The sequence below is a fragment of the uncultured Algoriphagus sp. genome (assembly GCF_963974365.1).
Taxonomy (GTDB): Bacteria; Bacteroidota; Bacteroidia; order Cytophagales; family Cyclobacteriaceae; genus Algoriphagus.
Genome location: NZ_CAXBBX010000017.1, coordinates 90,804 through 102,875 on the forward strand (window position 1 = coordinate 90,804; position 12,072 = coordinate 102,875).

The 12,072-nt window shown below is 41.5% G+C and carries 6 protein-coding genes; all 6 read left to right on the plus strand.

Features of this window, described 5'->3' with window-relative positions; all coding sequences use genetic code 11:
* Positions 1-4 precede the first annotated feature (4 nt).
* The 6 genes from AACZ87_RS20190 to AACZ87_RS20215 all read left to right on the plus strand — a co-directional run bounded on the left by AACZ87_RS20190 (position 5) and on the right by AACZ87_RS20215 (position 12,045).
* Positions 5-3,649 carry an Ig-like domain-containing protein gene (locus AACZ87_RS20190; RefSeq protein WP_339869888.1) on the plus strand — a complete coding sequence of 1,215 codons (3,645 nt, stop codon included), beginning with the start codon at positions 5-7 and terminating at the stop codon, positions 3,647-3,649.
* Positions 3,649-5,226: a contractile injection system tape measure protein gene (locus AACZ87_RS20195; protein WP_339869889.1), complete on the plus strand. Its 1,578-nt coding sequence runs from the start codon at positions 3,649-3,651 to the stop codon at positions 5,224-5,226. The genes AACZ87_RS20190 and AACZ87_RS20195 overlap by 1 nt, the downstream gene beginning before the upstream one ends.
* Positions 5,220-6,569: an ATP-binding protein gene (locus tag AACZ87_RS20200; RefSeq protein ID WP_339869890.1), complete on the plus strand. Its 1,350-nt coding sequence runs from the start codon at positions 5,220-5,222 to the stop codon at positions 6,567-6,569. Before AACZ87_RS20195 ends, AACZ87_RS20200 begins: the two co-directional genes overlap by 7 nt.
* The gene (locus tag AACZ87_RS20205; RefSeq protein ID WP_339869891.1) at positions 6,566-6,754 is read left to right on the plus strand and encodes a hypothetical protein; all 189 of its coding nucleotides are present in this window, start codon (positions 6,566-6,568) and stop codon (positions 6,752-6,754) included. The genes AACZ87_RS20200 and AACZ87_RS20205 overlap by 4 nt, the downstream gene beginning before the upstream one ends.
* Before the next feature lies 1 nt (position 6,755).
* Positions 6,756-10,832 carry a DUF4157 domain-containing protein gene (locus tag AACZ87_RS20210; protein WP_339869892.1) on the plus strand — a complete coding sequence of 1,359 codons (4,077 nt, stop codon included), beginning with the start codon at positions 6,756-6,758 and terminating at the stop codon, positions 10,830-10,832.
* A 724-nt stretch (positions 10,833-11,556) separates the two neighbouring features.
* Positions 11,557-12,045, plus strand: a complete 489-nt coding sequence (locus AACZ87_RS20215) for a hypothetical protein (RefSeq protein WP_339869893.1) — start codon at positions 11,557-11,559, stop codon at positions 12,043-12,045.
* Positions 12,046-12,072 lie beyond the last annotated feature (27 nt).

Here is a 12,072-nt window from a genome sequence, read left to right on the forward strand (position 1 = left end):
GATTATGAGCCAGATCATTTCAACTTATCCGATTTTTGAAGGTAGCCAGGTACTGACCAGTACTCAGCTCAACCAGCTCTCCGCCTACCTGGATCAGCAAGGCAGGCTCACCCGATCAAAGCTCATCGGAATTGGTGTAGTCTGCGGAATGCAGGTTCAGCCCTATCCGCAAAGTCTGCAGATTACAAAGGGATTAGGAATTACATCCGAAGGCTTTTTGATCCAAGGAGGCACTTTCAATGCGACACATTATCGCCCATATTCGTTACCAGAGGGCGTAGTTTACAAGCCTTTCAAGGACGTGGATCATGAGGTTTCACTTTTCGAATTACTGACAGAAGTCCCTACTGATAACACAGGCGTAAAAAAACTGACTAATCCCGCCAATTTTCTAAATGATAAATATGTCCTCGTTTTTCTGGAAATCTTTGACAAAGACCTGAAATCCTGCCTTGGGAATGCTTGCGATGATCGTGGTCAGGATCGATTACTTACGCTGAGAAGGCTTGTTGTAAGCGGAGCGGATTTGGATAAAATTCTAACTAAATCTTCCAACGTTCGTGCACCATTTTCAAATGCCTTAGACCTTCCAGAATTTTTTCCCCAAACCCCGCTATTTTACCCGGAAAATCCTGAATCAAATGAATATGAAGCTTTTGTAAAACACTATCAAAACTATATATCCCAAGCATTAAGCAAGGAATTTTTCGAAGCGATTTCACTTTCATATACCATTTTTGAACCTATCCTAAGTAAGGGTTATAACTTTTCCAACCCGCTGGATAATGCTACTTTACAAAACAAGATCTCTACCATTTCTTCTTTAATAGAAGGTAATCCAGCAGAAATTCAGGGCATTCAATACCTCTGGGATTTCGCCAAGGAACTTCTGAAAGCATACAGAGAATTCCGTGATTCCGCAGTTGAGCTTTGGTACAATTGTGTGACAGATAGCTCACTTTTCCCACTTCATTTGATGCTCGGTCGGGCAAAAACTAGCTCAGAAACACATGCCCAATTCCTAAAATATCGTCATGGGTTCGTACAGCCACCCATATTCAATCAGCAGAAATTGCTTGCAGAAACCTGTATTCAGCGACATAGAAGGGTGATTTTAATGCTTGAAAAGCTTGAAACAGAAATATTTAAAAAAGCTGACACTGAAAAATTCCCAATCAAGATCACTCCTTCCAAAGAAAAATTGGGGCTGTTGGGAAATCGTGCGCTTCCATATTATTACGACATCAAGTCAAAAGGAGCTATATCAACCTGGTTTTCTCTGGAAAACAGCTGGGTAGATCCAGGGTATATTCAGTTGTTGAACCCAGCAAGAATACCTGTTCAATCTTATGATAACCAACCAGATGATGAGGCTACCGAGGCCAAAAACCCTATTGAAACTCCCCTATTCTTTGACATAGAATCTTATCCTTTTCTGCGGATTGAAGGGCACCTAGGAAAACCATTAGACAGCACACTCAATTATTTGAATCAGCTCATTTTACAATTCAACCTCCCAATACATGTGGAAACCCTTCATTTAGGTGAAGTAGGTAAAGTAGAATTAATAGAAGATTGTGGATGGAAAGACCTTCAGGAAGAGTATGCTTTCCAACGGTATTTTATGCTTGGGATGATCATGGAATTGAAACAGATTTTTGACTACGTGACGGAATATGCCAAGGACTCTGAAGAGGAGGATTTCACCTCCAACGAGTTCTATATAAAAGCTTCCGAGGTTTTGGATTTACTTGTTGGGATGGTTAATGCTTTGCCAGAATGTCTCAAAGATTTGGTTTGGACAACCTTTCAAAACACCTATAAAAAACTACTTCAATACTTAATTGATTTCGCTTTGTTGGAATCAGGCCTTTTGAATCAGGTAAAAGCAAATCCAGAAAACACCAAAGAATTGGATTTCTATAATGGCATATTGATGAGGCTTTCGCCAGTTCTTTATAGGATTTTAGATTTGTTTTTCTTCACCAAGCTGCAGCGAATTTATACCAGCTATGAAAATCGGATTCAGCAGCTTGTCAAAGCAAATCAATTTTCTACCTACCTCAAAAAACACAATGGGCTTACCCATGAGGCTGGTGTATTGAAAGCAGGCACTTTCTTTTTGCTCCATGATGCGAAGCAAGAGCGCATTATCGGAGATTTCAGCTTGCCTTATTACTGTTGTGAATGCTCGCCATGCCTGGATGCTTGTGGAGAGCAAGGGTTCTCTTTACCTCCATTCGCCAGGCCAGATTATGCAGTAGCCTATACAGAGCAACCAATCAAGCTGGAGATCACCTTAAACGACGCCTTAGTTTCGGGCAGAAGCTATGTTGTTTTAGCGTCTGGATCATCCTCCGCTCAGAATGGAAAAGTAGAAAAAGACCCAAATTCAAATAGTTTCAGATACACTTCGGCTCCAGGATTTACCGGGGTCGACAGTTTCCAATATGTCCTACGGGATACCAAAACAAATCAATCCGATCAGGGAAAAGTCAGCATTTTAGTCAAAGGCGCACTGGGTTGTTATTCTATTGAGGTGCTTAATTGCTGGGGAATTGAACGAGTAAGACAGACACTGGAGGAAAGAAAAATTGAAGCCGCAAACGAGTCGGATTCTCGTGCTGTTGACTTGCTTCTGAAAAGTCTCACAGATACAAAAGGCTTCTCAATTGACGAAATTAGGTTCAGCGTATTGGAAGATGAGCAATCAAGGAGGCAGCTACTGAGTTGCCTAGGACTCCTAACTGATCAGATGACTTATCAACAACAAGAACAAGCAATCTTGGATCATCAGGGGAAAAATTGTGGAGCAATAGTAACTCCAGAATGTACTTCGCTAGGAGTGAAAGGGACTGTGACAGGAGTGGATGGAAATGTTCTTTCCAAAGTAAGAGTGACGGTGGTTGGGGAAGATCTAAACACATTTACTAATGGTGAGGGAATATACGAAGTCCAATTCCAATCGCCTGGCCAAACATTACTTTTTGAATTTGACGGATTTGAAAACCAAGAGGTGGAAATCTGCAGCCAAAGTGAAGCGAACGTAACGTTGGTTCCAAGTCCTAAACCAGCCAGAGAATGTTATTCCATCGCAATTATCTCCACATGGCAAGAAGATTTCATTCGAGCCGTAGCAAAAGACAGACAATTGACTCGTCCATCAGGAAACCTTCCTGAAGTGATCACTAATCTGCTGGAAAGCCTAAGATCAACTGCTGGCTTCACCTCCACAGAACTTCGCGAAACGACTGCAAGTTCTTCGGAAATTCAAAAAATGATTTTGGAAAGTGTAGGCATAGACTCAGCTAGTATAAGTCCAAAACTGTATGCGACAAGAATTGAGGAATACCAAAATAGTAATTGCGGTGCTCGACGAGTGATTGTGGGTAGAGTGTCCTCCGAGCTATTAACTGCCGATGAAATCAAGGTAATCTTGGACTCAAATAAAGTGTCCTATTTGGAAACTTCTGATAAAACCGTCCTAGATGAAACTTACAGAGCTGCAATCACTGACTCCGCCTTGACTGAAAAGGACCTCACTCTTCTGAAGAAAGACACATTGATTAATATTCTCAAGGAAAAGTCAATATCCACCAGCTCTGCTGACAACAAGAGTGTGTTAATTGGAAAAATCCTGGGTAAATAATGGCTTCACATTTGATCCATCGGCAACTTATAGAAGCAAACTTTCAGAATAAGGAAATTGCTTTATCTGGGCAAAACTTGCTTCAGGAACGCTATAAAAATGTCTTAATTCCATTGATGGAGCAGGTATTTGATGAATATAGCCCCAAAAGTTGGTCTCTCAGGATAGAAAAATTAGAACTTGACTTAGGAAGATTCCCTGCTGATCTGCCCGAAAAAATGATGCGTGATAGGCTAAGAGATGTGCTTGAAGATCAGCTCAGGAAAATCTACTTAGAAAAAGGAATTTTAGCTGATCCGACCTCCACTTCTAATTTCAAGAAAGAAAAACCTGGATTATCTAAAATTCATTCTGACTGGGAAAAAATCACTTTTTACCTTATTCACGGGAGACTTCCTTGGTGGACTTCATCCAAAGAAAAAAAATCCATTCAATCGCTTTTCAATCAAGTACTGAATGAAAATCATTCCTTACTCAAATCCTGGTTGAAGGAAAATCCTATTTCCTTGGCTACGGCAAAAAGACTGTCTGTTCTCCTTACTGAAAATGAACTGGAAAGTATATTTCAAAGTGGCTCAGGGCCTACTAAACAGGAGTTCAAACTCATTTTAAACTTCCTCGAACTATTGCTTACTGAATCAATCCTCAAGAAAGCTGAAATTCGATTTTGGTTAAGTGCCGTTGTATTGTTTTCTCTCTTTGGAAGAAAGACTGGGCTCACTTCATTTATCCAATCTGGATTTGCATCATTGAAAACACAGGAAAAAAAGAAAGCTGTAGAAACAGCGCAATTTCTGATTTTCATGAGCAAGTTTATTGTCCAATTCAGTAGCAATAAACCTGCCTCAGAGAACGGAAAAATAGCCTCTGAATCTCTCAATTTGGTTAGGAATAAGAATATTGATTTTTCAAAAGTCGAAAAATTTCTACCCTCGGTTACTTCATTTTGGAAAACCGTTGTGGAAAACTTAATCAGTGAATCATTACCTAAGAAGGAGTTATCCACAGCCAATAATGAGCTTGAAAAGCTAGAATTTCTTGAGAATAATTTGGCGCAATCAAAAGCACCAGACCTAGACGAATTGATAGTTATCAACAACGCCGGTCTGGTCTTGACAGCAGCTTTTCTTCCTCGATTTTTTGAAAATTTAGGCTTGGTGAAATCAGGTAGATTCATTTCTGATCAAGCTCAATTGAGGGCAGTAGTGATTCTGCAGGAAATGCTCGGAACAGATCAAGAATATGACGAGACAGATTTGATTCTTAACAAGCTTCTTTGCGGAATTCCGCCTGCAGCAGCGCTCGGCTTACTTCCAAAAATCACTTTGTCTGAAAAAGAAGAAATCACATCTCTTCTTAATAGCATGGCGGAGCAATGGACAGCTTTAAAAAGCCGCTCCGGAAAAATGGTTTCTGAGGGATTTTTCCAACGGGAAGGATCACTTAGAAGAGTTAGTAAGGGTTATCAACTTCAGATCCAACGAATGCCTTTCGATCTATTGTTGGATCGCCTGCCTTGGACTATCGGGATGATCAAGCTGCCTTGGATGGATGAACTAATAGCTGTAGAATGGTAAAATCGAACCCAAATAATGCGGAGGTAGTTCAGGCAGAGCTAGACTGGCTTCAGACACTTCTGAAAGCTCGATCGGCAATGAATGCCAATTCTGGTTCGAGTATTCGGGACGTCTTAGAAATTCCCGCTCCAACTTTTGAAAAGGAGTCTGGCTCATATGCCAGGCTTATTCAGCGACTAAATCTATCTGCAGAGGAAAGATTCTTATTGATTTTGGCAGCTGTCCCTCATATCAAGCCTCAGATGCTGGATATGTTTATGGGAAAAAATCAGCTGACCCAGCAGATTTTCACAGAATTCGGCGGTAGAAAAGGCAAAAACCACAACGGTTTTATCCCCACAGGCGAGACTGTTCTTTTTATCCTTGCTGGAAGCGACCTCGCAAAGCGATTCAAATACCTCGGCTTGTTCAGTCAAGAAACCACACTTTTCAAAGAAGGTCATTTAAAGCTCAGTGATACGGATCCTGATGATCCCTACCTGAATGGAACCCTGACTATCTCCCGAGATACACTTCAAGAAATAACCAGTGGTACTGTTCGTAAGCCTGATTTCAGTGCAGATTTTCCTGCGCAATTATTGGAAACAGAAATGAGCTGGGATGACCTCGTGCTCAATCCACATACTGAAGAGGAGCTTCGGGAGATTGAAATCTGGCTTAAGCACAAGGATAAATTGCTTCAAGAATGGGGCATGCATAAGAAACTAAAGCCCGGCTTCAAGGCGCTTTTCTATGGACCTCCTGGCACAGGAAAAACGCTGACTACAACGCTACTTGGACAAAAACTAGGATTGGATGTCTACCGAATCGATCTCTCGCGAATGGTATCAAAGTATATCGGAGAAACTGAAAAAAATCTTGCGAAGATTTTTGATCGGGCGGAGCGAAAGGGATGGATCTTATTTTTCGATGAGGCTGATGCTCTTTTTGGAAAAAGGACTTCTGTCTCCGACGCACATGACCGGTATGCAAACCAAGAGGTTTCTTATTTACTTCAGCGGATTGAAGACTATGATGGCTTGGTGATTTTGGCTACGAATCTTAAAAACAACTTGGATGAAGCCTTTATGAGAAGATTTCAAGCCTCTGTTTTTTTTCCTATGCCTCAGCCTGATGAACGAAAAAAACTCTGGAAAAAAGGATTTCCGTCCAATGTAGAACTGGAAGATCGCATTGATTTGCAGGAATTGGCACGAACCTATGAGCTTTCTGGAGGATCTATAATTCAGGTGATTCAGCATAGTCTTTTGATGGCTTTGGATCAGCAAAGTGCCCAAGTAAAGCTTGGCGATATCAAAGAAGGAGTTAGAAGAGAATATCATAAAATGGGAAGGACAATATGAGGAAGAAAGTCAGAAAAAAGCAGGATCAAGATAAAGATCAAGAAGATGTGGTGGTCGTAGTAGCTGAGAAGGAAAAGGAGAAAGATCAAAAACCAGAAGTGAAAATGACTCCTGTGGAAGAAGAACAAGAGCCGATGACACCGTTGGCAGCTGCATCTCCGATGAAAGCTGAAGTAAAAAAATAATATGGGAGCTCTAGCTGAACGTAAGCCTATGCCTATGCCATTGAGAAATGGGGAGGGAAGACATACGATTCAGCCAAGCTTAAAAATTGGTCGACCCGGAGACAAATACGAACAAGAAGCCGAATCTGTAGCAAATCACGTGGTGATGGCTCCTTCAAATGCAGCACCCGCATTAGCGATGAGTCCCGCACCAGCTTCTGAGGCAGCTTTTCAAATGAAAGTAGAAGAGGAGGAAGAAACGCTTCAAATGATGCCTTTTGCAGAAAGCACTTCCCTTCTTCAACTGAGTTCCATGGAAGAAGAAGAATCCATCCAACTCAGCCCAGATTTTTCCAAAACAATCCAAAGACAGGAAGAAGAGGAAGAATCTATCCAACTTTCGGCAGATGGCACAGCTATAACTTCTCCAGACATTTCTTCACAAATCACCCAGAGTAAAGGTTCAGGCCAAGCACTTCCCGCACCAGTTCAAGCGGAAATGGGAAGTAAGATTGGAGCGGATTTTAGCGGAGTCAGCATTCACACCGATTCTCAGGCAGTTGGAATGAGCAATGCTCTTGGAGCACAGGCATTCACGCACGGAAATGATGTCTATTTCAACGAAGGAAAATATCAGCCGGAATCTTCTCAGGGTAAGCATTTGCTGGCCCATGAATTGACCCATACCGTACAGCAAGGAGCTGCTCCTGTTCAGCGAATGCCACTTCAGCAGATTAGCTCAACAAAACCTCAAGTACAGCGCCTACCCTGGGCTGTGAGAGAAGGATTGGCTGAGTTTGCCAGCTATATTCCAGGCTATTCCTTACTAACAGTTATTATCGGATATGACCCATTGGCCGGCAGAAGTGTTGAAAGAAATGGTCCAAATCTCCTTCGTGGACTTTTAGGGCTTATTCCGGTTTTCGGGATGCTACTTTACAATAAGCTGGATGAACTAGGAATCATCAACGATGCCTTTACTTGGGTAGAAAGCGAGATGACTTCTCTCAATCTAACTTCCAGCAGACTGAGTGATACATTGGAAGAAGCTTGGGACCGAATGGGGCTTACGGAAGGCTGGGATGGGAATATTAGGATTCTGGATCAGACTTTTGGACAACTCTATCGAGACATAGTCACTTTTGCAGGTAGGGTAAAAGACCAGATTTTCAACCTAATCAAAGATGCATTAATGGCAGGGCTAAAAGCACTTGCCGATGCTTTCCCAGGATATCCATTACTGACCAAATTACTCGGACACGACCCACTCACAGGTGAGGAAGTAAACTCTACCACGGCTGAGAAAATCGAAGCATTTTTACTCCTGATCGGAAAAGAAGAAGAGCTAGAGCGTATGCAAGCTGAGGGTACCATTCAGGAAACTGCTGATTGGATCGATGCTGAACTCGCCGCTTTAAACTTCAGCTTTGAGGAAGTTAGAGGACTATTTGAAACAGCCTGGAATGCATTTTCACTGGAAGATATCCGGGATCCAATGGGGGCATTTCAGAGAACGGTGGCCATATTCACACCGTTCACTACCCGTGTTTTCACTTTTGCAAGCAACGTTGCCATCAAGGTCCTTGAGTTTATCAAAACAGCTCTTTTGGCGCAGCTTTCTGCCTATGCAAGGGAGCAACAGGGCTTTCATCTGCTTACTGTAATTCTCGAAAAAGATCCGTTTACTGAAGAAGTTGTCCCAAGAACGACGGTTAATCTGATTCGAGGATTTATGAGCCTGATGCCAGGCGGAGAGGCACAATTCCAACAAATGCAGGAAACGGGAGCGATTGAGCAAACTGCTTCCAGAATTGATGATGCCGTAGCAACCCTTAATTTTTCTTGGGGGTATATCACAGGCCTATTCTTGGGTCTTTGGAATAGCTTTTCCATTCAAGATGTCTTTCATCCAATTGATGCATTTCTCAGAATTGTTGAGACGCTAGCTGCGCCTGTTCAACGCCTTTTTGCCTTTGTAGTCACCATAGTGCAGATCTTGGTGGAGGTGATCCTGGTGGTGATGAACTTCCCTATTGATACTATTCAGCAGATAATAGCCAATGCACAAAGTGCTTTTGCTGATATCAAGAGGGATCCCATCGGATTTATTAGAAATCTTCTAGGTGCTGTCAAGCAAGGATTTGTACAGTTTTTTGATAATATTCTCACTCACCTACTTGGTGGCTTGAGAGATTGGCTATTTGGAGAATTAGCATCTGCTGGGATCAATCCGCCCGCTGATTTGACCTTCGAAAGTATTCTAGGATTTGTGTTGGATGTCCTTGGTCTGACCATGGACAATGTATGGGAAAGACTGGAAATGAAACTCGGACCAGAGCGGGTCGCTCAGATCCGTGGAGCGATCGATACCCTGACTGGGATCTGGACTTTCATCAAGGACGTGTGGGAGCGTGGCCCAATTGCGATCTGGGAATATGTACAGGAGCAATTGAGCAACCTCTGGACTATGGTGCTGGAGCAGGTGCAAAACTGGGTGGTCACTCAGATCATCACTCAGGTCACCACTCGCCTACTTTCTATGCTTGATCCTACAGGAATCATGGCGGTGGTCAATAGTTTTATTGCATTCTACAGAGCCATTCAATCCTTTATTGAGAAGCTTCGGGAAATGCTGGAAATCGTCAATTCCTTCGTGGCTGGCGTAGCGAATATCGCCCGTGGCAACATCGCAGATGCCGCTAACTTCTTGGAGGCAGCATTGGCTAGAGCTATCCCAGTAGCTATTGGATTTTTAGCAAATCAAGTTGGCCTGAGAGGTCTTGGAGCCAGAATAGCTGAAATGATCGGCGGCCTACGAGATCGGGTAAATGCCGCGATTGACTGGTTGATTGATCGGGCGATAAGCGTGGGTGGAGCGATTTTACAGGCAGGGAGAAATGCCATTGATGCAGTCATGAATTGGTGGAATGCTCGTGTCACTTTTACGGCAGCAGATGGTCATGAGCATGCTATCTATTTAGAAGGAGATGAGGAAAATCAGCAATTAATGATAGCCAGTAACCCGATCCAATTCGAGACTTTCATCAGAAATATCGAAACTGATAATAATCCAGAAAGAGCTGACGCTAAAGTACTAGCACTTAGCAAAGCACAAGAAATTGATACTGAAAAAAGACGCAGGATAGATAGAACCCAAAGTGAAGAACAACAGGAAATAGATGGAAATGCAAAGAAAAATAGGATTCAAGAATTACTCCAAGAGCTAAGACCTCTTGTAGAAATATTCTTTGGAACCGACCGACCGGAAGGTCCTCCAGAAAGACTCTTGCCTGGCACTGATCCAGTCGGCTTCGGGCAATCGATGGATATCAAAGAACTGCATTTAACTAATAAGCCATCTGATGGATCTACCCCAACACAAGCTGCTCAAACCGAATATGACAAGCTGAATAAAAGAAGAACTTCTTCAGGTGCTTCCTACTATATCCGTGGTCATTTATTAAATCACAATATTGGAGGACCTGGCACTTGGCCAAATATGGTTCCTCTATCCCGAGAGGGAAATAGCACTCATGAATCTACCGTAGAAAACCAAGTGAAAGCCGCTTTTGATGCAGGAGCTGTGATTGAATACTCTGTTCATCCGTCTCCTCAAAAATTCAATGGTGGAGCCAGTGGCATAAAAGCAGAAATTGATGCTAGTGATGATGATGCTCAAACGAAAGTCGATAAAAAGCAAATTGTAGATGCTGAAGCAAACGTACCTCAAACCTTAATAACAAAAGCATATACTCTTAGAAAAAATGAGACCAATCAATTTGAAAGAGATCATACTATCGTGGACTTACCAGTTCAAAACCCCGTGGAACGAACAGCGAGTTCTTATCATGTATCTAGGACTGGTGAGCCAATAGTCTATTTAAATTATGATAATGATCACGATCGTATTAGACAAACTACAGGACTCACTGCCGACCAAGTAACTTTGATGTTAACTGTAAGAACATCTAGAGGCCAAAGATTTGGGCAGTACGCCACTTTTTTGAGAGCGGCTGGCCTACCAGAAACCGACATAGAAACTAGAGCAAGTGCGTTAAGCTCCAATCCAAGAGTTTCACTAGGAGCTCCTAGAGAATAAGAAAGGTTATTGCTAAATCCACAAAATACCTTACCCCTTATTCCATATTCCTAAATAAATACCCACTTTAATTAGCTGGTTTACCAGCATACCGTCGGGAATTTTAATTTCACTTTTCCAGACCTTAAGACCCTTTTAGCAAAAGCGTCATCTGAAAAATCCGGAGATCAAATGGCTGTATTAGCAGGTTTACCCCTAAAACATTTTCTAGCTGAGGAAATCATCCCATCCGAAATTGATAATGAATTGTGAATATGTGAATCGGGATTATGGCTTTGCTAACTGGAAAAACTGGTGAAATCATTACCATCGCCTGCTTTGGAGCTTTGATCTTATATATCCTTTTTTGCCTTAAGTAAAAACCATGCAGACTTGGTGCGACCATTTCGTGTTCCACTATTCCCCTATTTCCCAGCTATCGCTTTGGTCATAGCAGTAATTGCGATGGTTGCGATGAGCATTTACAATGTAGAATTAATGCTGATTTTCTGGGGATTGATAGGTTTTGGGTATGTGAGTTTTCGGTGGTATCAGAGGGAGGGGGTGAACCAACACCTTTATAATTATACAGTTTTAAAACAATTTGAATTATTCATCTTGCAAAGAATATCTTTCCAATTCTATGGTTTTCTTAAATTCGTTCACCATGTACAAAACCAAAATATCTAATATGTCAATGGATGGACTATGAAAGTAAATTCATATCAACTTTGTATTTTTCAGAATGGAAATGGAAAATATTTTTGAATGGATTAGAGGTATTGTTTGTCAAAATCCATTTTGGTCAATAGTAGGAGCAGTATTTACACCAACAGCAATTATCCAGCTAAGGAAATTTTATCTCGAATACTACTCAAAGCTTGAAATAAAAATTCTGCGAGTTATTATTCTTCCCAGAGAAGCAAATTTTAATGTACCAAGAAATCAAATTTATTTTAGTGTTGAAGCGGAAATAACTAAGAAAACCAGAAAATTGATTTATCTGAAAAACACTGAATGCAGAATTCTTACAGATTCAATAGTAACCAGATGGTATAACACAAATTGGGGACCAGGAAAAATTAATCTAACAGATACCAGGTCTAGACCTGTTAGCTGTAATTTTTTTGAATTCGCAAATTATAGTATTTATCAATTTGAGATCCGAATAAAAGAAGATGGAACAGGTAAATTCTGGACAAAAAAGACACTATCCCGAAAAGTGTGTAAATGAATTTTAAGGTTGGTTAGAATTTTAGAC

Excerpts from the sequence above, each read along its gene's own strand:
- AACZ87_RS20190 (WP_339869888.1), top strand. The coding sequence starts at position 5 with ATGAGCCAGATCATTTCAACTTATCCGATTTTTGAAGGTAGCCAGGTA.
- AACZ87_RS20215 (WP_339869893.1), top strand. The coding sequence starts at position 11,557 with ATGGAAATGGAAAATATTTTTGAATGGATTAGAGGTATTGTTTGTCAA.
- AACZ87_RS20205 (WP_339869891.1), top strand. The coding sequence starts at position 6,566 with ATGAGGAAGAAAGTCAGAAAAAAGCAGGATCAAGATAAAGATCAAGAA.
- AACZ87_RS20210 (WP_339869892.1), top strand. The coding sequence starts at position 6,756 with ATGGGAGCTCTAGCTGAACGTAAGCCTATGCCTATGCCATTGAGAAAT.
- AACZ87_RS20195 (WP_339869889.1), top strand. The coding sequence starts at position 3,649 with ATGGCTTCACATTTGATCCATCGGCAACTTATAGAAGCAAACTTTCAG.
- AACZ87_RS20200 (WP_339869890.1), top strand. The coding sequence starts at position 5,220 with ATGGTAAAATCGAACCCAAATAATGCGGAGGTAGTTCAGGCAGAGCTA.